Annotated in this window: 16 protein-coding genes and 5 pseudogenes; 11 read left to right on the top strand and 10 right to left on the bottom strand. The window is 68.7% G+C overall.

The features are described from left to right. Positions 1-376: 376 nt before the first annotated feature. On the bottom strand, positions 377-1960 hold the full coding sequence (locus AV521_RS43760; RefSeq protein ID WP_076097420.1) for a class I adenylate-forming enzyme family protein: 1584 nt from the start codon (positions 1958-1960) through the stop codon (positions 377-379). Positions 1961-2259: 299 nt separating this feature from the next. Here AV521_RS43760 and AV521_RS48390 point away from each other — a divergent pair. From AV521_RS48390 to AV521_RS43740, 3 genes and pseudogenes are all read left to right on the top strand, one after another. Continuing rightward, positions 2260-3052, top strand: a pseudogene (locus AV521_RS48390) (IS5 family transposase). A gap of 266 nt (positions 3053-3318) precedes the next feature. Then, positions 3319-3732, top strand: coding sequence for a YrdB family protein (locus AV521_RS43745; RefSeq protein ID WP_076097417.1), 414 nt, complete (start codon positions 3319-3321; stop codon positions 3730-3732). Positions 3733-4372: 640 nt separating this feature from the next. Then, the gene (locus tag AV521_RS43740; RefSeq protein WP_076097414.1) at positions 4373-5263 is read left to right on the top strand and encodes an alpha/beta fold hydrolase; all 891 of its coding nucleotides are present in this window, start codon (positions 4373-4375) and stop codon (positions 5261-5263) included. Between the two features lie 170 nt (positions 5264-5433). Here the strand turns inward: AV521_RS43740 and AV521_RS43735 are convergent, their stop codons facing one another. Together AV521_RS43735 and AV521_RS43730 are read right to left on the bottom strand one after the other, a co-directional pair. Further along, positions 5434-6033, bottom strand: a complete 600-nt coding sequence (locus tag AV521_RS43735) for a cysteine hydrolase family protein (RefSeq protein ID WP_076097412.1) — start codon at positions 6031-6033, stop codon at positions 5434-5436. Between the two features lie 97 nt (positions 6034-6130). Then, positions 6131-7375 carry an MFS transporter gene (locus AV521_RS43730; protein WP_076097440.1) on the bottom strand — a complete coding sequence of 415 codons (1245 nt, stop codon included), beginning with the start codon at positions 7373-7375 and terminating at the stop codon, positions 6131-6133. A 140-nt stretch (positions 7376-7515) separates the two neighbouring features. On the opposite strand from AV521_RS43730, the pseudogene AV521_RS43725 reads away from it, so the two are divergent. Continuing rightward, a pseudogene (locus AV521_RS43725) lies at positions 7516-8418 on the top strand (LysR family transcriptional regulator); the annotation flags it as partial. A 273-nt stretch (positions 8419-8691) separates the two neighbouring features. Here the strand turns inward: AV521_RS43725 and AV521_RS43720 are convergent. The 4 genes and pseudogenes from AV521_RS43720 to AV521_RS43705 all read right to left on the bottom strand — a co-directional run bounded on the left by AV521_RS43720 (position 8692) and on the right by AV521_RS43705 (position 11604). Then, a complete protein-coding gene (locus tag AV521_RS43720; protein ID WP_076097410.1) occupies positions 8692-9525 on the bottom strand; it encodes a PIG-L family deacetylase in 834 nt (277 codons plus the stop codon). 350 nt (positions 9526-9875) lie between these two features. Further along, positions 9876-10187 (bottom strand): annotated as a pseudogene (locus AV521_RS51925) (helix-turn-helix domain-containing protein); the annotation flags it as partial. Then, positions 10178-11194 carry an NADPH:quinone oxidoreductase family protein gene (locus AV521_RS43710; RefSeq protein ID WP_076097406.1) on the bottom strand — a complete coding sequence of 339 codons (1017 nt, stop codon included), beginning with the start codon at positions 11192-11194 and terminating at the stop codon, positions 10178-10180. The gene AV521_RS43710 and the pseudogene AV521_RS51925, both read right to left, overlap by 10 nt. Before the next feature lie 35 nt (positions 11195-11229). After that, on the bottom strand, positions 11230-11604 hold the full coding sequence (locus tag AV521_RS43705; RefSeq protein WP_076097404.1) for a MerR family transcriptional regulator: 375 nt from the start codon (positions 11602-11604) through the stop codon (positions 11230-11232). Between the two features lie 344 nt (positions 11605-11948). Between AV521_RS43705 and AV521_RS49910 the strand changes: the two genes are divergently transcribed. Next, positions 11949-12116: a hypothetical protein gene (locus tag AV521_RS49910; RefSeq protein ID WP_179023849.1), complete on the top strand. Its 168-nt coding sequence runs from the start codon at positions 11949-11951 to the stop codon at positions 12114-12116. Between the two features lie 539 nt (positions 12117-12655). On the opposite strand, the gene AV521_RS43700 is transcribed toward AV521_RS49910, so the two are convergent. Continuing rightward, positions 12656-14338 carry an immunity 49 family protein gene (locus AV521_RS43700; protein WP_079249716.1) on the bottom strand — a complete coding sequence of 561 codons (1683 nt, stop codon included), beginning with the start codon at positions 14336-14338 and terminating at the stop codon, positions 12656-12658. A gap of 356 nt (positions 14339-14694) precedes the next feature. Between AV521_RS43700 and AV521_RS48940 the strand changes: the two genes are divergently transcribed. Both AV521_RS48940 and AV521_RS43695 read left to right on the top strand, forming a co-directional pair. Continuing rightward, complete coding sequence (locus AV521_RS48940) at positions 14695-14916, top strand: hypothetical protein (RefSeq protein WP_143658751.1); 222 nt, start codon at positions 14695-14697, stop codon at positions 14914-14916. Between the two features lie 355 nt (positions 14917-15271). Then, entirely contained in the window at positions 15272-16387 is a 1116-nt protein-coding gene (locus AV521_RS43695; protein WP_076097399.1) for an ABC transporter substrate-binding protein, read from the top strand. A 196-nt stretch (positions 16388-16583) separates the two neighbouring features. On the opposite strand, the gene AV521_RS43690 is transcribed toward AV521_RS43695, so the two are convergent. Continuing rightward, entirely contained in the window at positions 16584-17489 is a 906-nt protein-coding gene (locus AV521_RS43690; RefSeq protein WP_076097397.1) for a LysR substrate-binding domain-containing protein, read from the bottom strand. Positions 17490-17563: 74 nt separating this feature from the next. On the opposite strand from AV521_RS43690, the pseudogene AV521_RS53080 reads away from it, so the two are divergent. From AV521_RS53080 to AV521_RS43670, 4 genes and pseudogenes are all read left to right on the top strand, one after another. Continuing rightward, positions 17564-18013 (top strand): annotated as a pseudogene (locus tag AV521_RS53080) (RraA family protein); the annotation flags it as partial. Between the two features lie 17 nt (positions 18014-18030). Further along, positions 18031-18591: pseudogene (locus AV521_RS51920) on the top strand (alpha/beta fold hydrolase); the annotation flags it as partial. A gap of 865 nt (positions 18592-19456) precedes the next feature. Then, the gene (locus AV521_RS43675) at positions 19457-21790 is read left to right on the top strand and encodes a molybdopterin cofactor-binding domain-containing protein (RefSeq protein WP_076097395.1); all 2334 of its coding nucleotides are present in this window, start codon (positions 19457-19459) and stop codon (positions 21788-21790) included. An 8-nt stretch (positions 21791-21798) separates the two neighbouring features. Continuing rightward, entirely contained in the window at positions 21799-22275 is a 477-nt protein-coding gene (locus AV521_RS43670; RefSeq protein WP_076097393.1) for a (2Fe-2S)-binding protein, read from the top strand. Positions 22276-22366: 91 nt separating this feature from the next. On the opposite strand, the gene AV521_RS43665 is transcribed toward AV521_RS43670, so the two are convergent. Continuing rightward, positions 22367-23305: a helix-turn-helix domain-containing protein gene (locus AV521_RS43665; protein ID WP_079249712.1), complete on the bottom strand. Its 939-nt coding sequence runs from the start codon at positions 23303-23305 to the stop codon at positions 22367-22369. Positions 23306-23590 lie beyond the last annotated feature (285 nt).

Raw genomic sequence — 23590 nt, 5'->3', positions numbered from 1 at the left:
TCAGCCGAACCGCTCAGGACCGACATCGGGTCTTCTCCTTCCCCTGCCACGCCAGGCCCCAACAAACCCCTGACCGAAGGTACGCAGCCGCTCGGCGCGTCCGAGTCCGGTTCCTCCCGCCGGGCCGGTGCGCTGTTTCTTGGCCGAGCGCACCCAGCCGACGTCGCCACTGGGGAAGGCGTGGTGGTACGCGGATCCCTCCGCCTGGTGGCGGCTGGCCGCGGCCGGGTCAGGCAGCCTGACCGAAGTCGGCCGCGGCCAAATGGTGGTTGCGCAGCGGGGGAATGGGCGGCCGGTCGAGGTGTGCCACAAAGGCCCTGTCGTCCTGGCGCACTTGACCCCGCATCGGCCGGGGGTGCCTCCACAACGACGGAGCCTACGGCGTGTCCAAGGCCCCGTTCGTCCACGCGGCGCGCAGCGCCTTCTTGTCCACCTTGCCAACCTTGGTCGTCGGCAGGCGGTCCAGCAGAACCGTCTTCCGGGGCGTGTACAACTCTCCCAACTCGGCGGTCACCGCCGCGCCGACCGTCTCCGGATCGACGTCAGCACCCTCGGCCGTGGCCAGGAAGATCTGTACGGCTTCCCCGTACTCCTCGTCCGGCACACCCAGCGCCGCCGCGTTGCGCACACCAGGCAGCGTGAGCAGGAAGTCCTCCAGGACCCTGGAGTAGACGTTGTCGCTGGTGCTGCCGGTGACGATGATGTCCTTTGCCCGGTCGACGAGATAGAGGTACCCCTCGGCGTCGAGATAACCCATGTCCCCGGTGCGCAGCCATCCGTCGTGCAGCGCAGCGGCGGTGCGCTCCGGGTCCTCGTAATAGCCGAGCATCACCGTCTCGCCGCGGACGCACACCTCGCCGACCTGCCTGACGGGCAGCGCCGCCGTGCTGTCTTCACCGCGGATCTCGATCTCGACGTCGGATATCGCGCGCCCGCAGCTGCGCCAGAGCTCGGGGCAGCGGGCTCCCTCCGAGGCGAGTTCCTCCGCACCGAACGCGGTGATACCGAGCGCCTCCGACTGCCCGTAGCCCTGGCTGAGCACGGGCCCGAACACCTCGACCGCCTGCTGCAGCCGGCTGGGCGACGTGGCCGCGCCGCCGACAACGATCCGCCGCAGCTCGGGCAGGGCGTTCGGCTCGCACTCCGGGTGGTCGAGAACCGCGTACAGCATGGGCGGTACGAACATGGTGGCGGTGATCCGCTCCTCGCGCAGTACCGTCAGCGCCTCGCCCGCTTCGAACTCGGGCAGCACGACGAGGACGGACCCAGTCACCAGAGCCTGGACCGAGGTGAGGTGGCCGCTGCCGTGCGTGAGCAGCGTGGAGGCGAGCACTCTGTCCGTGCCCTGGTTCATGGTCGGGAAGACCGCCGGGCGGGAGTTCTGCGGGGCGTCTTCCGCCAGGTCCACCAGCGCGTCGTAAAGCCGGTGGCTGTGCGCGGCGAGCTTGGGGCGGCCCAGAGTTCCGCCGGTGTAGAGGACGGTGACGGCTTCGTCCGCTCCCGGGGCGGACACGCCGTCGGGGCGCACGGCCGGGCACTCGGCCGCCAGGGCCAGCAGGTCCGTGCACCGCTGCTCACAGGGCCCGAGGCTGAGCAGTACCGGGGCGTGGACGCTGCGGCCGGCCGCGTCGGCGGCCCGTTGCGCGAAGAGCGGGTCGGTGACCACGGCGCGCGCCCGGGACTGCTCGACCAGCGCGGCGAGCTCGCCGGGCCCTGGCTCGGGCGGCAGGAACACGACGCGGCAGCCGATGAGATGGACGGCGAGCTGCACCAGGACGGAGTCCACGCGGTTGGCCAGGAACAGCCCCACTCCGTCGCCGGGCGCGAGCCCCTGCCCGCGCAGCGCATGGCCCAACCTGAACAGCCGCCGCCGAGCCTGTCCCCTGGTCAGCCGCTGCGCCCCCTGGACGAGCGCCTCAGTGTCCTCGTCCTTGCACCAATGCTCCAGAATGCGGTCCACGTACGTCCGCGGCTCGGATGTTTCCTGTGCGTTAACGATCACCAACACATCCAAACATGCCGCTCAGAAGCCGAGGCTTCACGGGGGCCACCTTCGGCCACCAGCTGGCGGAGTACCATGCCCGTGATTTGATGGAAATTGGGTATTCGCAGGTCAGTTGAGCGCCCGAGAGGGCGCACCGAGCGCCTGTCATCATGGCGGGGATACGATCCCGTGGTGTGGCCGTAGCAGGCTCTTACACGCAGACCGACGGGCCGGCAGCAAGGTCGGCACGACGCGCCGCTCAGTTGGTCGAGCGGATGGTGCCGGACGGGTTGTGGGAGCTGTTTCAGCGGGTGGTGCCGCCGGCTCCGGTGCGACCGCAGGGCGGCGGTCAGAGACGGCACGGCGACCGCCAGGTGCTGGCGGCAATCGTGTTCGTCGCCACGTCAGGGTGCACGGGGAGCCAGCTTCCGCCCGGCTTTGGCCCATCGGGCGTGACCGCATTCCGCCGGTCTACCGAGTGGTCGCAGGCTCGTGTGTGGGCCAAGCTGCATCGCCTGATCCTCGACGAACTCGGCAGCCACGGTGAGTTGGACCGGTCGCGGTGCGCCATCGGCTCCGTGAGCGTCCGGGCAGTCAAGGGGAGCCTCGGACCGGACCAAATCCGACCGACCGTGGCAAGCGCGGATCGAAAATCCGCCGCATCGTCGATGGCCGCGGTCTGTCCATCTCGCGGGGAATATCCGCAGCCAACATCCATGACGGCCAAGCCCTGCAGGCGCTTGTGCAAGGCATCCGACCGATCCGCTCACGCCGCGGACCACGACGCCGACGCCCGGCCATACTGCGCACGGACAAGGGCTACGACTGTCCGCACCCGCGGCAATGGTTACGCACGCGCGGCATCGTCCCTCGCGTTGCTCACCGCAGCATCGAGAACTCCACCCGCCTGGGCCGACACCGCTGGCCCCTCGAACGCACCATCGCCTGGCTACCGGCTACCGACGCCTGCACCGTCGCTACGAGCGCAAGCCCGACCACTTCCTGGCCTTCACCGCGCTCGCAGCCGCCCTCATCTGCTACCGCTGCTACCGCAGACTCCCCACATGAAATAGCCTGTTACATGGCCTGCCTGGCCCTACAGGCCGCACAGGCAATCCTCACGCGCCCTTCACCAGCCGAGTCTTCATCCACGTTTTCATCAATGCCCGCCTCCGTCCGTAGGGACGTCCGCTGGGAACCAAGACGAGCAGGTCCGGCCAAAAGGCCGATTGTCGAGTGAGGAACTTCGGGGCTCTGGCCGCAGTTACGCGACTGCCGCGTCTACGCTCTGACCGCGGTGTCATGCTGGGACACCGGAGCAGCGGGAGGGGAACATGGCGGGGGGCAGTGGTGGTGTAGCCGGGCTCGATGCGCGGCCCTGGTATGCCGCGAATGAAGCCGTGGCGTTTCTGCTGGAACTTGCCGCGCTGGGCCTTCTGGGCTGGTGGGGATTCGGCGCGGGGCATGAAGGTGTCCTCCGGATCCTGCTCGGCGTGGGGACACCCCTGTTGGCCGTCGTGGTCTGGGCGCTGTTCGCCGCACCCCGAGCGCGGTGGCGACCGCGGCTTCTGCTCGTCCTGGTGGTGAAGGCGCTGGTGCTCGGCGGTGGCGCCGCGGCCCTGTACGGAGTGGGGCACCCCATCGCCGCAGGCGCCATGGCGGTCGTGACGGCTGCCAACATTGCGGTCGCCGAGACTTTCCGCACCTCCCCGTCGACCGGCGCCGAATCGACTGCACAGGCCGGGTAGGCGCGACTGACAACCAGGCCCGGTTCACGGAACTGCGGCCAGAACCGTTTTCAGAGATCCCCGTCACGGACAGATGCGGTTCGATACAGCCGACGTGCGTCGCGTCATGGTCGTAGGCGTCGTCACTGACGTGGGCGAGGTGGACGAGGCAGGCTTCTGCCTGGGTGGATGCCTTGAGCTGGCTGCTGATATCGCGGCACGGCCACCGGCGAGCAGCACCTCGGCAATGCCGGCAGTTCCTTCGTCGGGCATGACGACTTCCTTTCCGCAATGACGAGCACGGTGGTGAGTCCTCACCGGTTTTCCTTCCACGCGCGGATCTGCAGGCAGACGATCTCGGCTTCGGGGTGCATCCGGCCGGTGTTCGACCAGCCAGTCCTTCGCCGCGGCCGTGACATCGCCGCCGGCCGCCGATGTTCGCGCCATAGGCGCGTGCTTCGGCGCCGTCGCGGGGATGGGGCAACAGTCGCCGCTCCCGCGGGCGAGGAGATGTCGCGTGCCACGGATCCGGGTGAATGGTGTAGGCCTTTTCTACGAGCTGGCGGGGAACGGCGATCCGCTGGTCCTGGTCCATGAGTCCTGGGGCGACCACTTCGACTGAAACCCCGTCCTGCCCGCCATCACCGAGAAGTACTGCGTCATGGTCTATGACCGGCGAGGGCACAGCCAGAGCGAACGCCCTCCGGGACATGGCTCCCGGACCGAGGACGAGGAGGACCCCGCCGCGCTGTTGGAGACTCTCGACCTCTCTCCTGCGCACGTGGCGGGTAATTCCTTCGGCGCTTCGACGGTATTGGGGCTGGCAGCCCGGCGCCCCGAACTGTTCCGGAGCAGCGCCGCCCACGAGACACCGCTGACGGGGCTCGTGGCGGGTGATCCAGAACTTGAGCCGCTGATGCGGGCCAAGAGGGAGAAGATCGGTTCCGTTCGTGCGCATTTGCGCGCGGGCGAGACTCTCGCGGGCGCGCGCCAGTTCGTGGAAGAGGTCGCCCTCGGTCCGGGTACCTGGGACCAGCTTCCGGACCGGCTCCGGGAAACCTTCCTGACCAACGCCCCCACATTCCTCGATGAACAAGCGGACCCCGGTTGGTCGCTCATTGATCTCACCCGCCTGTCCGGCTACACCGGTCCCGTCCTGTTGACCAAAAGCACTGAGACCCCGCCTTGGTTCGCCACCATCTCCTCCCCGCTTGCCCAGGCTCTGTCCCAAGCACGGGTCAGGACACTGGAAGGGTCGGGCCACATTCCCCATACGACGCATCCCACGGAATACGTGCGTAGCCTGACCGGCTTCATCGAGGCCATTGAGGCCATTGAGGCCATTGAGGCCGGAGTCCGACGGGCGGGTGGCCTGAGCGATCAGCACGCGAGGAGCGCGCCACTGCGCAGGATCGCGTTGAGCGAGCCCGGCCCCCGTTCCAGAAGCGCCGATTCCAGGGCGCCCGGGGGATCGGCGGGCGGTTCCTGGAGCAACGGAGACTCCCGAAACGACGCGTTCCAGGACCGGGAACCAGCCCCTGAACCAACGTAGCCGGGCATTGGACGGACAACTGCGCCGACCCCGCGAACACCCTTACGCGAAGGACTACACGCACATCAAGTCCCTGTGGAAGCTGACCACTACCGACACGGTGAAGACACCGCTGGCGTCGATACCAGGTGGGTGCGGCGGACGTGGGTGGGATCGGCGCGTGGTTCGAGTCAGCCGACCCGGAGCAGGGCGTGCAGCTCGACGGTGTCGACGATGTGGGCCCGGGAGGGGAGAATGCGATGGAGCAGGACGTTGTGGACTTCGGTGTCCGGGTCGGCGACGCCGTCGGACAGGACGTAGAGCTGGTAGTCGCGGTCGGCCGCGTCGATGACGGTGGACAGGACGACGCCGCTGGTGCTGATGCCGGAGACGACCAGAGTAGTGATGCCGCGCTTGCGCAGCTGCTGGTCGAGGTCGCTGGTGGACATGCCACCGTAGCGGATCTTGCGCACGATGATGTCGCCGTCCTGGGGAGCCAGGCGCTCGTGGATGGCGGTGGCAGGGTCCTCGTGGTGCATGACACGGTGTTGGGCCAGCGGGGCGAAGGACTTGTTGACGGCCGGGATCGCGTCCCAGTCGGCCTCGGTGAAGCCGGCCCGTACGTAGGCGATGGTGCCGCCCTTGGCGCGTACGTCGGCGATGGCTCCTTCCATGCGACCGAGCAGGGCCTCGCGGATCCCGTCTTCGGGCAGCGCGGCCAGGATCGCGGGCTGGTAGTCCATGACGAGAAGAGCGGTGTGCACGGGGTCGAATGCGGGGGCGGTGCTCACGGGAGTGTCCTCCTTGCTGGTGGTGTGCGCGGTCGATCCGGACGTGCGCCGGCGGATCAGCCGCGGCCCACGGGCTTCAGGGGTGAGTTGCGGTGTGTCATGAGTGGCCGCGAGCCAGTTCCGGCTCGTGCTGCGGCATCTGGTCGCGTCGGGGAAGCAGGAGCGGGGTGGCCAGAATGAGCAGTCCCGCGACTGTGAGAGCGGTGCGTGGGCTGCTGATGTCGGCGAGCAGCCCGGCGAGTGCGGTGAGGACTGCGATGGATGCCTGCTGGCCGATTGACCAGGCTGTCAGGGTGCGGGCGACGAGATGCTTCGGGGTGTGTTCGAGCCGGTAGGTGGCGAGTACCGGGGTGTACAGGCTCATGTTGATGATGATGGCCAGCTCGACGGCTATCACGATGACGAGGCCGACGACGCCGGGACGGACGAAGGCGAGACCGATCAGCCAGATGGCGCGCAGGGTGCCGACGGTCCGGAAGACCGCGTGCCGGCCGTAGCGGGCCACGACACGGCGGGCCAGCCGGGAGCCGATGAGTCCGCCGACACAGGGGGCGGCGAAGGCGAGGCCGTACTGCCAGGGCGGGAACCCGAGCTGGCGAAGCAGGAGTACGGCCAGCAGCGGCTCGGTGGCCATGATCAGACCGCCGACGAGCATGTTGTTGAGGTAGAGCGCCCGCAAACCGGGATGGCCCATGAGGTGTCGCCAGCCGTCGAGCAGTGCGCCCGCCCGGGCCGGGCTTTTGCCGGTCGTCTGCGGCGCTTCCTCTCGGCGGCGGATCGCGGTGATGCTCAGCGCGGAGAGCAGGTAGCTGAGTGCGTCGGCCACCACGGTGGTGACCGGCCCGAACAGGCCGATCGCCGCCCCGCCCAGCGGTGGCCCGACCGCGATGGAGCTCCAGTTCGTGGACTCGAACCGTGCGTTGGCCACGAGCAGGTCATCCGGCCGGACGAGAGCCTTGAGGTAGGCGCCGCTGGCCGCGTTGAAGGCGATCTTGGCCGCGGCTGCTACGGCTGAGATCACGAGCAGCTGGACGAAACTGAGCCATCCGAAGGCGTAGGCGACCGGGACCGTCGCCAAGGCTGCAAACCGGGTCAGGTCCATCGCGATCATGACCGGGCGCTTGCGCCGAAACTCCACCCATGGCGCGAGTGGCACCGCGATCAGCGCGCCCACGGCAGGCCCCACGGCGGACAGCGCGGACACCTCAGCGGGGCTGGCACGCAACGCGAGCACGGCGATCAGCGGCAATGCCCCGAACCCCAGCCCGGACCCATAGGCGCTCACCGCATATGCCGCCCACAGCCAGCCGAACTGCCGGCCCAACCCTCTCCTGCCCACCATGCTCAGCCCGCCCCCCTTGAAGTCCCACCCGAACAAACCGACGTTGACCGAGGAGAGCTAAACGGGCTGGACAACGGCAGGTCAAACAACCGCCCTACCGACCATCCACAACCATCCGTTGTTCACTAAGGTCGGTCGGCGTGGATCTCGAAGCCGTACGTACCTTTGCCGCCGTCGCGGAAGCGGGCGAGTTCCAGAAGGCCGCGGCCGACCTGTCGATCACCCAGCAGGCCATTTCCAAGCGCATCGCCGCGCTGGAGGGCAGCCTCGGCGTACGGTTGTTCACCCGCGCCCCGCGCGGCGCCGAGCTCACCATCGACGGGCAGGCGTTCCTGCCCCACGCGCGCGAGCTGCTGCGCGTCGCCGAGCGCGCGGTCGAGTCCGTGAGCACCGGCCGCCGTCCGCTGCGCGTCGACGTGATCGCCTCGCGTGGCGCGCAGTCGGGCCTGATGCGCGGCTTCCACGGCGCGTACCCCGAGATCGACCTCGACGTGGTGATGCTGTTCGACATCGAGACGGCCATCGCCGCCATCCGCTCCGGTGCGATCGACGCGTCCTTCCGAGCCGTCGCCATGCCCGGCCGGCCCCTTCCCGAGGACGTCGAGTCCGTCCGCGTGCTCGACGAGCCGTTCCAGCTGCTCACCGGCCCCGCCCACGCGCTGGCGAGCGCCCGGTCGGTGACCGTCGCGAAGCTCGCCGGGCACCGGATCTGGATGCCCGGCATCGTCCCCGGCACCGAGTGGGGCGCCTACGACCACGATCTCGTCGCCGAGTTCGGCCTCACCATCGAGGCGACCGGCCCCAATGTCGGCTCCGAAGCGCTACTCGACACCATCGCCGACACCCCGGCCCTGGCGACCTTCATGGGCGAGCACACCCGCCTCATCTGGCCATCCGGCCACGGCCTGCGCCGTATCCCGGTGACCGACCCGACGCCCATCTACCCACACTCCCTCCTCTGGCACCGCGACAACCCCCACCCAGCGCTGCCCACCCTCCGCGCCCACCTCGCCGCGACAGCGGCCGTCCACGACGCCGCCGGACGACAAGTCCGTAGGACCGGCCTCCGGCAGTCTGCCGGTCAGGGCTACGGAAGTGATCCATCCCCGCTCAGCCCTGTCGAACGTTCCCGCTCAACGGCCCTGCCCGGGCAGGGGACTGGCGTCCTCGCAACCGCCAGGCTACCGAGCAGGGCCACCCCGATGATCAAGGGTCGCCGAAGCGGACCCCACGTGAACAAGCCTCCAGGTGTGCGAGCGCGCTCGATCGAGTCGTACGGACTATGAGCTTTCTCAGGCCCCGGGAAGGTGGGCGGATCAGCGCAGTCCGGCGAAGAGGTCGTTCTCGGGCACAGCCGCGCCGGTCGTGTCCTGGACACGTACGAAGGTCTCGACGCCCATCAACTCGGTGAACCTTTTCTGGCCCATCTTGAGGAAGAAGATGTTCTCGCCCTGGCTGGCGTGCGCGGCCAGCGCATCGAACTTCTGGCCGCCGAACGCGGTGGTGTCCACCCAGGTAGTGATCTCCTCGTCGGGGAGTCCGATCTTGGCCATCGCGGCGGCCTCGGCGGGATCCGGCTCCTGCCAGTCCGCACCGAACTCGCGCATGACCTCACCGAACCGCTGCATCATCGAGCGGGGCGCCGTCGTCCAGTACACCTTCGGTGTTGGCACGGTCATCGCCAGCGCCGCCATCGTGATGCGGTTTGCCTGGATGTGGTCAGGGTGGCCGTAGAAGCCGTTCTCGTCGTAGGTGACGACCACATCGGGCTGGTAGCGACGCAAGAGTTCCGCGAGTCGGGCAGCGCCCTCCTCCACGGGCGTCTGCCAGAAGGATCCGGGGGCGTCGTTGGTCGGCCAGCCCATCATCCCGGAATCGGCGTAATCCAGCATCTCCAGATGACTGACCTTCAGGATGTCGCAGCTCGCCTCAAGTTCCTGACGCCGCATCAAGGCGACGGCTGCCGGATCGTGCCCGGGATCGCCCGGTTTGACACCCCCCGGTCCGTCACCGCAACCGCCGTCGGTGCACGTCACGAGGACCGTGCGTATGCCTTCCGCCGCGTACCGCGCGAGGACACCTCCCGTTCCAGTGGCCTCGTCGTCGGGGTGGGCGTGCACCGCCATGAGGGTCAAGGGCCAGTCATTCATGAAACAGTCCTCCTGTGTGGAAAGGCTTCGGTCCGAGTCTGCGGCAGGCGTACAAGCGGTCGCCCCAATATCGGGTGACCTGGCTTACCGCGGACCCGGGGCCCGGTTCGCGTCGGGACGGATGATCTTTTGGTCTCTGTGTTCCCCGTCCGTGCGGCGCCGGTCCCTCTGCCGGTGCAACAGTGCTGGCCGGATCTACTGTTCCCGCCGCGCACGGGAACGTCCCTGGGCCTTGGCGCTCGCTCCCGTGCACTTCGCTTCCAAGAGACGGCAGCGAGCCGGTTCGCCAGAGGGTGTCCAGGTCGTGGCGGGCCGACGACGGCGTCGCTCGGTGCGGCGACTGAGCGAGATCCCTCGGCCTGGAGCTCACGTGCGATCCGGGACGCGGTCCACTTCTCGGCTCGGCGGAGTGTCTCGATCCTGGCCACGACGTCAGAGCTCGTCGCCGTCGGCTGGTGTCGGGGTGTTGAAGAACGGTTCACTAGACCGAGTTCACCGTGCCGACGGTAGCGGTTGGCCCGTTTCGACTCGCACGCGCGGGAGATGCCCATCTCGGCCGTCACGTCGGTGATCGGGCGGTGTTGGCAACGCTGCACGCGTCCCAGCCGCCCCTCGGGGGACAGCGGAGCATTGCGGTGAAGGACAGGCGTTCCTAGCGCCAGGGGTCGAGGGCGAGCTTGCCCTGGGTCTGGCCCGCTTCGAGCTGCTGCAGCACGATCGCCCCCTCGGCCAGGGGGCGGACCTGGGGGGTGCCGGGCGCGTACACGCCGTGGGAGATGAGGGCCTCGATCTCGACGAGCAACGACTGGTAGAGGGACGGGGCTGCGATCGCCAGCGCACCGATGTGCAGACCCTTGACTTGGACCTGGTGGGTGAAGACCAGGTCGTGTGTGGTCAGGGTGGCGTCGCCGGAAGCGGCGCCGAACACGACGATGCGTCCGGTGAAGGGTTTGGTGACCGACAGGCTGGTCTTGAACGTGGCCTGTCCCACTGATTCCAGGACCAGGTCGACACCGCCGGTCAGTCGGGTGATCTCCTCTGCCAGATCGGGGCGTCGGCTGTCCAGGATCGCGTCGGCGCCGAGGGCTTTGACGGTGTCGTGCTTCGCTGGAGACGCCGTGGCGATCACGCGCGCACCGTAGTGGCGGGCGAGGCGAACGGCGGCCTGCCCCACGCCTCCGGCCGCTGCGTGTACGAGGACTACCTCACCCGCCTTGATCTCGCCCAGCGGCTTCAGTGCCGCCAAGGCGGTGGCCCAGTTCAACACGAGACCGAGGGCTGCGGCGTCGCTCCAGCCGGACGGCACGGGAAGCACACCTGCCGCCGGCATCGTCATGTACTGCGCGAAGGCGCCCGGGCCGGCTCCGACGACGTGGGTGCCGAGCTGCAGCGGAGTCTCGACGTCCGGGCCGACACCCACGATCTCGCCGGCGGCCTCGAAGCCCGCAACATAGGGGGCCTGCGGGCCTCCTCCGTAAGTTCCATGGGCCTGCATGACGTCAGCGAAGTTGACCCCGGCGGCGCCCACGCGGATCAAGTACTCGCCGGGCGCCGGGGTGGGGCGGCGCTGATCGGTCGTGAGGGTCAGGTCCCTCGGCCCCCGGTGTGACCGCTGCACCAGGGCTCGTACCGTCTGTTCAGCGGTGTTCTGCTGCTCGTTGATCTCCATGCACCGAACGTAGGAGGCTGACACTTACGTCAAGGTCAAGTGGCGGTCAGATCAGTACGACGGGCCTCTCGCAGGTAGGCATCGAGTGCCGCCTGCTGATCGCTGAGAATCGCGATACGTGCAGCAAGCCGATCGCGATAGCTCTGCACCCCGTGCAAGAACGCCGCGCACACCGCATCCGTGCCGACATCGGATCCGTCAGTGAGGCGGGGCAGGAGCTCCTTGATCAACCGCACGGGCAGCCCGGACTCCAGCAGCGAGCGGATGACGAGCACCCGGTCGATCGTGGACTGGCAGTAGTCGCGGAATCCATTGCTGAAACGACCAGGGACGATCAAGCCCTCATCCTCGTAGTGCCGCAATGATCTGGCACTCACACCGCTGGCTCTGGAAGCTTCGCTGATCTTCATACCCGGAGGGAACGCCCAGGAGCGCCGCCATCTTCCGGTACTGTCGCTACGACGAGTTGAAGACCTGCTCAGGCGTCAGCAACCTCATGTCCCGCAACATCGAGGCCGACGGGCCGCGGCGTTCGCCGCGCCTCCGCCCACAGCATCATCGGCCTGGCGGTGTTCGACTGGTCGGCTCGACATGTCGAGGCCATTGGACGCTGTTGGTCGCGGGGCCCGTCTACCGGCGTGGCTGGCCAATCACCCGCATTTTGATCGGCGCAGGGGTGTCGAGTCGTTGCCGGCCTGTGGGGACAGACCGAGTTGGGCGGAATGTTGCTGTACAGGTTCAATCCACCGCCGAGTTGGCCGACCCCGCCTGCTGGGTGGATGCCACCGCCCGGATGGCGCCCGCCCCGGACGGCCCGCCCCGCCCCCTGCGTACGGGCGGCAACCCGTGCCCCTGCGCGGAACCGGAGCTGACGGCGGTCATCCTGGGCCACCCCACCCGGCCGAGCCTGCCGAGCGGATGACGCCCGCCAGCGCCGTCTACTCCGCCGCCTGCCGCGCCTGCGAAGGCTCGTACGACGAGCCGTGGCAACGCGGCACGGTCTGACCGTGGGTCCCGGCGTTGCCACGGGGCAGTACACGTGTGGGCGGGTAGTCGGCCTGAAAGTGAGGAAGGTTTCCGCAAAGGATCCGGGGCCCGAACTCGACTGGGAGGCGCTGGACAAGCCTGTCACGGGTGTACTGGTCACGGGCGTGCGGGCCCAGCGTCGCGAGCGGCCGGTTGCCCGGGCGGAGCCCGGTCAGACGCTCCGCCCAGTTCGTGAGGCAGACCGACACACTCCACGGAGTGCTGTTCCCGCTGGTCCCGGGGCGTGCGAAAGACCGCCGACCTTTGTTGACGGCCCCGCAGGAGGTCCCGGTGCTGCCCTTCCGCTCTGCCCGCCCCGCTGGCTCTGGCCGGCGCAGTCACTGCCGTCCCCGAGTCGCCGGGCTGGACACGCGAGCCCAAGTGATGGACAGGGCTGGAAGCTGTCCATCACTTCGGTGTGCGAACGGCCAGGGCCTAGAAGCGTTCGGCAGCCTGGAGGAGACGCTCGGGCAGGTAGGGGGACTCGACCCGGATGTTCCAGCCCCGGCGGCGGGCGTGGCAGGCCAGTGCGAGGACGTTGAGGTTGATTGTGGCGTCGGCGTCCTCGGTGCGGTCGCCGACCTGGTAGTAGTCACGGTGGGCTTCGAGGGCGTCGGCCAGCGCCAGGTTGAAGCTCTCCTCATCGCCCTCCACGAGCTGCGACAGCAGGACCGCGGGCGGCGGGAAGAAGCCCCAGTCCTTGGCCTTCTCCACCTCAAGCAGCGCCCGTTCCGCCGTTGCCTCCGGGTCAACGCCCGTCAGGTAGGCGTGGAGGGCCTCCCGGTAGGCGGCGAAGGCCGAGCCATCCTTGGCGGCCACCGTGGGGCCGGCGAGGACCAGGGGCGCGAGGTCCTCGCGCACGCCGGTGATCAGGGCGAAGGCGGTGGCGTTCTCCCAGGCGCCAGGGCCCGCTTCCTCGTCCCGGGCGGCCGGGTAGCGGAGATTCTGCCCGTCGATGGTCACCTCGGCCTCGGTACCCGGCTCCGCGAGGGCGATGCGGAACAGGGCCGCCCCCATCTGGGAGGCCAGGCGCAGGTTCCTCAGCTGGGCGTCGGTGACGGCTGCGGAGTTTCCGGCACGCCATTTGAAGAGGAGCTCCTGGTAGCGGATGGCGCTCGCGAGCCGCCATACGGCAAGGGGTTTTCCCTCCTTCGGGGTGAGGGCCTCGCGGGTGTACTCGTCGAAGCCGGCCTCGGTATCCGGGTGCACGGTGCGTTCGGACACCGGCCGCTCCACCACCAGAGGACCGGCTGCCAGCGCTGCGATGGCGTCCTGACGCCGGTTGCGGCCGAAGCCCTCAACCCTCGGGCCGCGGGTCTCGAAACCCGTGACCAGGGCGTGCGGGAGGTAGTCGCTGTGGAGGGCCGGCATCCAGCCCAGCGTCCGGTACGCGAGCGCGGCCAGCCCGAGCGGCAGCAGCGGAAGGAGACTCCGCGCGGAGGCGCCGGGACCGTGCAGGGCTGTGTGCGGGAGCAGGAGGGCGGCCAGACCCGCGTTGAAGGCATCCCGGTCCTCGGCGGCCATGGCGCGCAACATCTTCAGTGCCACGCTCTCCGGCCGGTCGAAAACGCTCTCGCCGGTCTCCTCCTCGCGGCCGCGGAGGCGGGCCAGCGCGGCGTCGAGGGCAGCGAGCTTCGCCTGCGCACTCGGTGGGTACCCGTCCTCGTCGTTTCCGGTGTCGCCTAGGACCTGTGCCATGAACCCTGTGGCGAGCTCACCAGCCGGGGTGCCCTTGGATTTCTCGGCGAACTCCTCGCGAGCGAAGTGGAAGGCCTCGCCGTGCAGCGCGGTCTTGCCGGTGAGGACGGCGAGGCAGAACGCGTCGATCCATTCGCCGGGAGTGACGCTGCCCTCCACCCCGTCGGCGCCGCCCCCGTCGCGGGCGTCGTAGCTGATGCCGAAGTTCACGTAGTTGAGGAAGACTTGGAAGGTGCAGTGTGGGTAGTACGCCGCGTAGGCGACGGCACCGGCGGCGGCCTCGGCAGCATCCTCAAGGGCGGCCTTGGCCTCCGGGGCGTCGAGGCTGGGCGTCTCGGCGGAAAGGCCGCCCAGGTAGTCGAGGAACTCGTCGGCGATGGACTGCCACTCGTAGGTGGTCATGCGTCCGGCCTTCGACATGGACCGGACCTCTCGCCCGATCCGGTTCACGAAGTCCTCGCGCGCCGCCGAAACGACTGCGTCGGCTACCTGGTGACGTTCTATCCGCACTGCACTGCTCCTTGATGCCGGTCCGTGCGGACAGCCTAGGCGCGGAGACTGACAGATCCTCTGGCGACAGGAGACCGCGAAGAAAGCACATGCCCGACCGGGATGTCTTCCCTCCGCCTCACCCACGCCACACCGGGCGAGGACCGGTCGTGCGCCCGGACAGACGTGCTCCCGCGTGTCCTCCCAAGAACAGAGTCAGAGCCGGGACCTGCTCGGCGAACGTCCTTTGAGAACAACGGTCGTTCACACAAACAAGACGACAACGCTTGCAGATCAAGTCGTACCTGTCGGCCAGCGACAGGACGGTCCGCCAGCGACCGCGCAACAAGCGGGATCTCGGTTTCCCCAATTGCCACCTGCCCGACCTGCACCCCGATACCTGGGAGAAGAATGTCAGCAACACGTACCGCATCCATCACACCCAGGTGATGCCCACCCGCCCGCAGCCGCCTCTCACCCCCAAATCAGCGACAGAACTCACAAGTTGAGCCAGAGACTGACCATGAGGAATGGTTGTCGAGGAGTTTTGGCAGCGGATGGCAATCGACTGACTGCGGAATGTTGGCGAGAATCAGTAACGCCTACCTGGGTGTCGCATGCGTCGGCGGCTCAGGAATGTTGCTGCTGGTCGAGGCCGATGGAGAGGGGCTGTGGTGGAAGACGAGCCGAGTGGGCTGATTCAATAATCGGTTGCCTGTTGGCGATGGTGGTGGATGCAATGTCCGGCATGATCGCGCAGGTGCGTCCGCCACAGCGAGATGAGATGGACGCGTACCACCGGGCCTTGCCGCCCTGCGATCCGGGCAAACTGCAACCGATTCGTCACACGGGAGACGCCAGCGCATGAATACGTCACCACCATCGTCACCTGGAGTGGAGTGGGCTGACGGATCATCAGTGCAGATCGGTGCTCTCGTTCCTCTGACTCGGCCTGGCTGGGTCGAGGCAGGCCAACACTTGCTCGCTGGACTTGAGCTGGCTGTTCGCGAAGTCAATGACGCCGGCGGGATCGTCGGGAGTCCACTCGAACTGGTGGTCCGAGACACCGCGGCTGATCCACAGAGGGCCGCGGCGGCCGTAGATGAATTGGCTCGCCTGGGCGTGGCTGCTTTGGCGGGGGAGTATCACAGCGTCGTCGCGCGCGCCGCTGCCGCCAGGGCCGACGCCCTCGGCCTGCCGTTCCTCTGCTCGTCCGCGGTTCTCGATGCGCTCACCGAACAGCCGACGGAATGGGTCGCGCGCCTCTGTCCGGCGCAGTCCCACGGCTGGCAGATCTACGCGGACTTCCTTCTCGGCGCGGGCCACAGTCGTATCGCCGTAGCAGCCCAGCCGAGTGTCTATTGGGCATCTGGTGCCCGCATTCTGCGGGATTACCTTGCTCCGCGCGGCGGCACCGTCATCGAACTCGACATGGGCGCGCTCGCCCCCGCGGCCGTGTGCGACGAACTCGTCCGCCATCGCGCGACAACCTTCCTCCTTCTGACTGGCCACCCGGAGCCGGCAGTGTCGATCGTCAGGGCTGTCCGCCGCGACCAGCGCCTCGCCGAGTTGATGATCGGTGCTCCGGCCGGGCAACCGGAGTTCGCCGAATGGGCGGCGCTGCTGGGCGGCGACGGCGCCGCGATCCCGTTCTTGCGGTACCTGCCCGAGCGCCTCAGCCCACTTGGTGCACGAGTACGGACGGCCCTTCACGAGCGGCTGGGCGAAGCGCCCTCCTTCGTCGCATTCGAGGGCTACGACACGGTCACCGTCCTCGCCGATGTGCTGCGTTCTCACGGCGCGGACCGGGCGCACATTGCGGAATCCTGGCCGAGCGTGGCCGTCGAAGGTACCCGCGGGCAGATCCAGTTCTCCCGCGCGCCGGGCATCAGCGTTTGGCAATGGGCTTGGGCGGCAGTCCAAGTTGTTGATCGGGATCCGGCGGAACCCGATCGCTTTCGAATCCTTCACGTCGGCTGACAGAGCGCGTAGGTCCGGCTGCCCAGATCTGTCCGAACTGGAGACTGTCTACCTGTCTACGTGTGCATGCAGGTGACGGTCAGCTTGCTGGGCTGCGAGCGGCTGATTCTTCACGGCCGAGGGTCTCGGATCCGTGTTCGTCCTCGGGGCCCAAGGGGATGAACCTACCCCGCGCGAGCACGCCCGCCATCAGAAGTCAGTCGTGCCGCGGCGGTGTCTGCGCCGTGGTCAGTTGGGTTGCCATGGCTGTGAGGCGTTCGGCCGGCGCACCGGGGCTGGCTCTTGTCATGGCGGTGAGTTCGATGGTCGCCGTCGCGTGACGGAGCGGTCTGAAACGGACGGCGGGGCGTGACGCGGACGCCGCGGCGGGCACGATGGTGACGCCGAGCCCGCACTCGACCATGGCGATCTGCGAGGACACCGACCGTGCCCAGTGGGCCGGGATCGGGCTGAATCCGGCCGCTCGGCACATGGTCGCCATGGCGTCGTGGCAGTCGGGCGAGATGTGGCGGTGGAGCCATACCCACGGTCTGCCAGCGAGGTCCGCCAGGGCCAGCGGCCCGGTCGCATCGGCGACTGGGTGGTGGAGGGGCAGAGCCGCGACGAACCGGTCGGCGAAGAGCGAGATGGCCGTGGCGCCGCGCACGGGGGCGGTCTGGCGCACGATCGCCCAGTCGAGCGAGCGGTCGAGGAGCCCCGCTGCGGCCTCGTGGGTGTCGATCTCCTGGGTGCGGATCTCGACGTCCGGCAGGGCCTCGTGGAATCGCTCCAGTACGAGTGGCAGGGGCCAGGAGAAGGACGAGGCGACGGCGCCCAGGTTCAGTCGTCCGCCGCGTCCGGTGGCGGCCTGCCGGGCAGCGGTTTCGGCTTCCTCGGCGTTCCGGATCAGGGCGCGGCAGTGGTCCAGGAACACGGCCGCGGCGGGGCTGAGGGCGACCGACCGCTGGTTGCGGTGCAGCAGTTCGCAGCCGAGCCGCTGTTGGAGCTGTTTGATCGCCTGGGACAGCGGCGGCTGGGACATCTGCAGCCGCTGCGCCGCACGTCCGAAGCGGAGTTCTTCGGCGACCGCGACGAAGTACCTGGCCTGCCGGATCTCGACCATGATTTGAGCAGCCTCTTACTGATGGAGGAAATCGGACCTTCCAGCTATATCGTGACGTTGTTGAAGTGGAAGCCATGAGCAACTCACCTCTCCTGGACCGCTTCGCGGCGCTCGACTCCGCCGCGGTCAGCGACGCGCTCGACCAGTTCGGGCTTCCCTCCGGAGTCGGCGGCATCCGTCCGGTGTGGGGCCCCGCGGCTGTCGTGGGATTCGCCGTCACCGTGGGGCTCGAACCGCGCACCGAAGGCTCGGCCGCAGCCCACATCGCCACCACGGCCATCGAAACCGCGGACGAGCAGAGCGTGATCGTCGTCGACAACCAGGGCCGCACCGACGTGTCGTGCTGGGGCGGCATCCTGAGCCTGGGCGCGGCCCGGCGCGGGGTCCGCGGTGTCGTCGCCGACGGCGTGTGCCGCGACGTGGCGGAGGCCCGTGAGCTGGGCTTCCCGGTGTTTTCGCGAGGCTCGGTCCCGGCCACGGGGCGGGGCAGGCTGCAGCAGCGCTCCATCGGTGAGCCGGTCGGCGTCGCCGGCCTCGCACGCCCCTGGTGTTCCTCCACGGCTTCGGCTCGACCAAGGAGGACTACGCGGACGTCGTCCACCAGGAACGGTTCGCCGACCGCCCCGTCCTCGCCTACGACACACCCGGCTGCGGCGCCGGCACCTGTTCGGACCTCGGTGCCGTCTCCATCCCCTTCCTCGTTTCCGTCGCCGAGCAGGTCCTCCAGGCGCGGCAGATCGACCGGTTCCACGTCGTCGGGCACTCGATGGGCGGCCTGACCGGACTCCTGCTCGCCGACGGTGACCCCGGCAGGGTCGCGAGCTTCACCAACATCGAAGGCAACGTCGCCCCCGAGGACTGCTTCCTCAGCCGTCAGATCGTCACCCACTCTCACGACGATCCCGACGAGTTCCTGGCCCGGTTCGCCGAACGCGTCGGCGGGTCACGCTTCTATGGCGGCGCGCTGTACGCGTCGAGCCTTCCCCACAAGGTCAGCGCCGGAGCGGTGCGGGCCATCTTCGAGTCCATGGTCGACCTCTCCGATCACGGCAAACTACTCGACCGGTTCCTCGGATTGCCCGCACCGAAGATGTTCATGTAGGGCGAGCAGAACGACACCCTGTCCTATCTCTCCGCCCTGGCTGAAGGCGGCGTCGAACTCGCCGAGATCGAGCACTGCGCCCACTTCCCGATGTACTCCAACCCGCCGCAGATGTGGGCCCGCATTGCCGACCTCGTCACACGCGCCGACGCCGGGTCCTGACGGCTCGGGCCGCAGGACCGATTCCGCCCTTGAAACACCACTGGCAGTTCGTATGCACCGCGCGGCCAGTCGGTGGGCATACGGGAGCGCGGGCGGCGGGCTGCCCTGTTCCACCTTGAGTCGCCCGGCGGCGAGCGGCGCCTCCAGCGTCGTGGGCCGCCCCCACGGTGCGGCGAACATCGTGGCCAGGTTGTCGCGGACCGCAGTCCGCAACTGGTCCCGGCGGAGCAGAGGCTCTCGGCGTGCGGGGGTTGGCCCCCGGGGAATCTCGTCGGTGAGGGCCTACGCGCGAGCCGGTCGACCTCGGTCAGCAGGCAGCCGACCAGTTCGACGACCCGGTCGCCGACCCTCGGCTGCGTCCTCACGCGCGCAGCGGAGCCCGGCGCGATGGTTCACCAGCACAGTCTCGCGTCGCCCTCCCCACCGCCTGCCTGTGACCGCGACCCGTGGTGAACGGTGAAGTCTCCGGAGGCGGTTCGCACCGAGGCCGCACCAATGGGGCGTGTGTACAAGACATGGCGGATCGAAGGAGTTCACGTGAGACCTGCGACCGCGTCGTCATCGGGGGCGGGTGCAGTGCGACGAAGGTCTTGCCGGTGATCGCGACCAGGGAGATCCTCATGCGGGTACAGGGACTGGAAGCACCGCAAGGGGCCGTGGTGCAAGCAGGCAATGCGCGCCGCTGGGAGGACAGTTGACGGACATGGAAACCCCATCTGCGCGACGGGGGCGGCAAGAACCCGCTGCGGTCGGGTTGGGGCGGCGGAGATTCCTCGGCTATGTGCTGGCCGCCTCGACGCTCACCGTGGCCGCCGAACTCGGTGAGGCGGTGCTCGCGCCCAACGAGGCGACGGCCGTAGTCCCGTCCGTGCCGGGTCCGGCGGAGATCTACGACCTCAACGACATGCTCACCCATGCGACGCTGCCGACGGCCAACCTGATCACGATCCGGATCGACGCCGACGGCACGGCTTCCTTCGCGCTGCCCCGGGCGGAGGTCGGGCAGGGCATCACGACGTCCAGCGCGATGCTGATCGCCGAGGAACTGGACCTGCCGCTGGAGCGGATCCGGGTCACGCTCGCGGACGCGCGGCCGGAGCTGCTGTTCAACCAGCTCACCGGCGGCTCCAACACCACGATCTCGACCTTCACGCCGATCCGCGTCGCCGCCGCCGTGGCCCGGGGCCGGCTGCTGAAGGCCGCCGCCCTGGAACTCGGCGAGGCCCTGGACACCCTGACGGCGAAGGCCGGTGTCATCACCTCCTCGGCCACTGGTCGCAGTCTCACCTATGGTGAACTGGCCGAGAAGGCAGCAGCGGTGACGACTGGTCGGGTCTCAGTGGGACTCAAGGAGGCGGCGGATTTCAAGGTCATCGGCACCGCTCAGGGACGTGTCGACGCGATCGAAGCGGTGACCGGGCGCAAGAAGTTCGCCATGGACCTGCACGTGCCCGACGCCCAGCCGACGATGGTGTGCCGACCGCCGACGATCAACGGCACCGTGCGCTCGGTGGACAACCTCGCCGAGGTGAGGGCCATGCCCGGCATCACCGACGTCGTGACCGTGTCCACCGGGGTCGCCGTCCGCGGCCGTACCTTCGGCCAGTGCATCGACGCCGTACGCGCGCTGAAGGTCTCCTGGGAGCCGGGAAGTGCTGAGGGCGCCTCCGACATCACGATCCGCGAAGAGCTGAGAAGGGCTGAACTTCCGCTCCCCGCACTGGACTTGCTGACCGAGTCGGTCGATGCCCGGTTCACCTTCCACTTCGCGAGCAACAGCGCGCTGGAGACCAACTGCGCCATCGCCGACGTACGGCAGCACTCGGCCGAGATCTGGGGGAGCATGAAGTCCCCGATCGTCGCCCAGGAGCAGATCGCGCTGAAGCTGGGGCTGCCCGTCTCGGCGGTGACGGTCCATGTCACCGAGGGCGGCGGCTCCTTCGGGCGGAAGCTCTTCCACGACGCCGCCGCCGAGGCCGCCGAGATCTCGAAGGCTATGGGCAAGCCGGTCAAGCTGATGTGGCACCGGACCGACGACTTCCGTCAGGGCCGTACCCACCCGATGGCCACCTCTCGGGTGCGCGCCACCTATGCCCTCGGCCAAGTGCTCACCTACGACCAGCGCCACACCTCCGTCGCCACCGACTTCGGCCACGGTGTCGGCGAGATCATCACCTCCGAGGCCGCGCGGCTGCCGGTCGGCGATCTGACCTTCTCCGAGACGATCTTCACCCTCAGCCAGCAGACGCCGTACGACTTCGGCGTCGTCACCCAGTTGCTCAGCGAGACCGACAAGGGCTTCAACACCGGCTCCATGCGCAACATCTACTCGCCCAACGTGCGCTGTGCGCAGGAACTGGTCGTGGACGAGCTGGCCGGGCGGATGGGCAAGGACCCGTACCGGTTCCGCCGCGAGTTCGTGAAGGACGAGCGGGTGCGGGCCGTCCTCGACAAGGTGGCGGACGTCGGGAACTGGGGCCGGAGCATGCCCGCCGGCATGGCGCAGGGCATCGCGCTGCATCCCGAGTACCACGCCTGCGTCGCCGTCCTCGCCGAGATCGACTGCCGTCCGCAGACCACCGGCCGCAAGGTCCGCGACGCCTACACCGGTCCCCGTGTCACCAAGGTCGTGTGCGCAGTCGACGTGGGCCTGGCGGTCAACCCACAGGGCCTTCAGGCACAGATGATGGGCGGCATCATGGACGGCATCGCCATCACCCTCAGCTCCGGCCTCCATCTCGACGACGGGCACTTCCTGGAAGGCAGTTGGGACAACTACTTCTACACCCGGCAATGGAACGCCCCGCCCGAGCTGGAGATCGTCGTGATGCCGCCGACCACCGGGCGGCCCGGCGGGGCCGGGGAACTGGCCGTTGCGGCTGCGGCGGCCGCCGCAGCCTGCGCCTACGGCCGCGCCACCGGCACCATGCCGACGAGCTTCCCGATCAACCACGCCGGACCGCTCGGCTTCGAACCGCTGCCCACCACCCCGCCGATCCCCGCGTCCCCGACCGACGGACTCAACCGCGCCTTCTAGGAGTTGCCGTGCCCGAACACACCTTCATCCTCAACGGCAAGCGGGTGACCGTCGACATCGAGGACGACGTGCGGCTGTTGTGGGTGCTCAGAGACGTCCTCGGGGTCACCGGACCGAAGTACGGCTGCGGGCTGGGCGTCTGCCAGGCCTGCACCAGCCACATCAACGGCAAGGCGTTCAACCCGTGTTCGGTGCCGGTCGGCGCGGTCGGACCGGACGACGAGGTCACCACCATCGAGGGCCTGCCCGCCACCGTCGGCAAGGATCTTCACCCCATGCAGGAGGCCTGGCTGGAGCACGATGTGGCGCAGTGCGGCTACTGCCAGCCCGGCCAGATCATGACCGCCGTGGCCAAGGTCCGCCAGGCCCGCGAGGAGGGCCGGGAGATCACCGAGGCCGACCTCGACGAGATCCGCAACGTCTGCCGGTGCGGCACGTACCACCGTATCCGGGAGGCGATCATGGCCGGCGCGAAGAAGTACTGAGGCGCCGTGCTGGAACTCGGTGCCCGCCACGATCGCGGAGTGCGTCACAGGAGCCGCTGATGGTCAGAGGCGTGGGGATGGTGGCGCAGGGTCAGGTTGCGGGGGCTGGGGACGGTGACCGGGTGGGGCGGGGCTCCGGGGCCGGGTTCGGGTGGCCCGCGGGTGTCGACTCCGGTGGGGTGTCGGCAGACTCCAGACGGAGCATGGCTTGCTCGTCCGGGGTGTCGGGGGGTGCCTGGTAGACCACCATCCGCTGGCCACCTGTCCGGGCCAGTTGCATGATCTCGTAGGTCAGGGTCATCGGTCCGGCCTTCGGATGCAGGAAGGACTTCTGCCCGCCGCCGCGCTCGCAGACGTCGTACCGCTCCCAGAGCCGTGCGAACTGCGGTGATTTCAGTACCAGTTCGCCGACGAGCGTGGTCAGCTCAGGGTCGTCCGGGTCGGCGCCGGCGACTGCCCGCAGATGAGCCACCGAAAGCGCGACCGCGTCCTCCCACGGCTCATAGATCGTCCGCCCGACCGGGTGGAGAAAGAGATAGCGGGTCACATTGCGCTGGTGCTCCGGCCAGTCCCAGAGTCCGGGCAGCAGCCGTCGGCCTGGTGGGTTCGCGGCGAGTACGCGGTTGTATCGGCTCACCACATAGGCAGGTAGCGGGCGTAGGGACTCCAGCATCCGCAGGATCGAGTCGCGGACGGTGTGGTCCGCGCAGGACGGCAGCTCGGAGATCCGGCCGGAGGCCAGCTCCGCGAGTTCGTGCAGGCGTTCATAAGCGTCGCCGCGTAGCCGCAGGGCGCGGCCGAGGGCGTCCACGACGGCGGGCGAGGGGTTGGTCTCCCGGCCGCGCTCCAGGCGGATGTAGTAGTCGACACTCACCCCGGCCAGCGCGGCCAGCTCCTCCCGGCGCAGTCCGGGAGTGCGGCGCAGGCCCGCGCCGGCCGGGAGGCCGACGTCCTCTGGGCGCACCTGTGCCCTCCGGGCTTTGAGATATCTGCCGAGTTCGGTGCCCCGCACGTCCGTTGCTGCTGCCATTCGTCCCATTGTGGCAGGCAAGCGGAAGCCGTGGGGGGCCGTGTCAGGGCCTGGAACGCCGCACCCCGGGTACAGCGCGGTCTGCCGGGCGGTCACGAGAGGGCGGAGAGTTGATCCCGGAGCGGGCGGCCCGGTCGCCGGGGCCCAGGGGGTGCGAGACACCGGTCCGCGGCCCCGACGGACTGCGGCCGCCCGCCCGATTGTCCCTGATGAACACCGTCACCCATGCCTTGCCTTGTCCAGGAGGTCACTGATGCCGGGCATCCCTTCTCCGTCATCGTCCAC

This window comes from Streptomyces sp. IMTB 2501, from assembly GCF_001953885.1.
In the GTDB taxonomy this organism is placed as follows: domain Bacteria; phylum Actinomycetota; class Actinomycetes; order Streptomycetales; family Streptomycetaceae; genus Streptomyces.
This window is presented reverse-complemented; position numbering and strand designations above follow the sequence as displayed.

What these genes read in the sequence shown, in the direction of transcription:
- AV521_RS43745 (WP_076097417.1), top strand. Translation starts at nt 3,319, where the DNA reads ATGGCGGGGGGCAGTGGTGGTGTAGCCGGGCTCGATGCGCGGCCCTGG.
- AV521_RS43740 (WP_076097414.1), top strand. Translation starts at nt 4,373, where the DNA reads ATGGTCTATGACCGGCGAGGGCACAGCCAGAGCGAACGCCCTCCGGGA.
- AV521_RS43730 (WP_076097440.1), bottom strand. Translation starts at nt 7,375, where the DNA reads ATGGTGGGCAGGAGAGGGTTGGGCCGGCAGTTCGGCTGGCTGTGGGCG.
- AV521_RS43720 (WP_076097410.1), bottom strand. Translation starts at nt 9,525, where the DNA reads ATGAATGACTGGCCCTTGACCCTCATGGCGGTGCACGCCCACCCCGAC.
- AV521_RS43710 (WP_076097406.1), bottom strand. Translation starts at nt 11,194, where the DNA reads ATGGAGATCAACGAGCAGCAGAACACCGCTGAACAGACGGTACGAGCC.
- AV521_RS43705 (WP_076097404.1), bottom strand. Translation starts at nt 11,604, where the DNA reads ATGAAGATCAGCGAAGCTTCCAGAGCCAGCGGTGTGAGTGCCAGATCA.
- AV521_RS43700 (WP_079249716.1), bottom strand. Translation starts at nt 14,338, where the DNA reads ATGTCGAAGGCCGGACGCATGACCACCTACGAGTGGCAGTCCATCGCC.
- AV521_RS43695 (WP_076097399.1), top strand. Translation starts at nt 15,272, where the DNA reads ATGAATACGTCACCACCATCGTCACCTGGAGTGGAGTGGGCTGACGGA.
- AV521_RS43690 (WP_076097397.1), bottom strand. Translation starts at nt 17,489, where the DNA reads ATGGTCGAGATCCGGCAGGCCAGGTACTTCGTCGCGGTCGCCGAAGAA.
- AV521_RS43675 (WP_076097395.1), top strand. Translation starts at nt 19,457, where the DNA reads ATGGAAACCCCATCTGCGCGACGGGGGCGGCAAGAACCCGCTGCGGTC.
- AV521_RS43665 (WP_079249712.1), bottom strand. Translation starts at nt 23,305, where the DNA reads ATGGCAGCAGCAACGGACGTGCGGGGCACCGAACTCGGCAGATATCTC.